This window comes from Chitinophaga sp. 01L420 (assembly GCF_056399985.1).
The window spans coordinates 1-350 of record NZ_JBFTSK010000168.1; the positions used below are offsets into that span (position 1 = coordinate 1).

The 350-nt window shown below is 50.3% G+C and carries 1 protein-coding gene; it reads left to right on the plus strand.

The features are described 5' to 3' along the window. Nucleotides 1–54 precede the first annotated feature (54 nt). On the plus strand, nucleotides 55–350 hold a 296-nt coding region (locus AC1DP6_RS36645), incomplete at its 3' end, for an AMP-binding protein (protein ID WP_477059337.1).

Consider the following 350-nt stretch of genomic DNA (forward strand, 5'->3'; position numbering starts at 1 on the left):
TACGTGGTGATAATGGAGGAGATCCCTGTTGTCACAGAAGTGAGCAGGCTAAGAATGGAGGTCAGCCCTGGTCAGCTGGCATATGTGATTTATACATCAGGATCAACCGGCAGACCGAAGGGGGTGATGATTGAACACCGGAGTCTGATGAATTTTTTAACGGGCGTTGGCCGGGAAATAGGATTTACGGCGGGTAACAGCCTGTTATCTGTGACGACCTATAGCTTTGATATCTCGTATTTGGAATTATACCTGCCGGTTATTACAGGCGGGAAGGTTATCCTGGCGAGCCGGGAAACAGGAAGTGATGGATTCCGGCTGTCTGCCGAAATCGCACAACACCGCCCTGA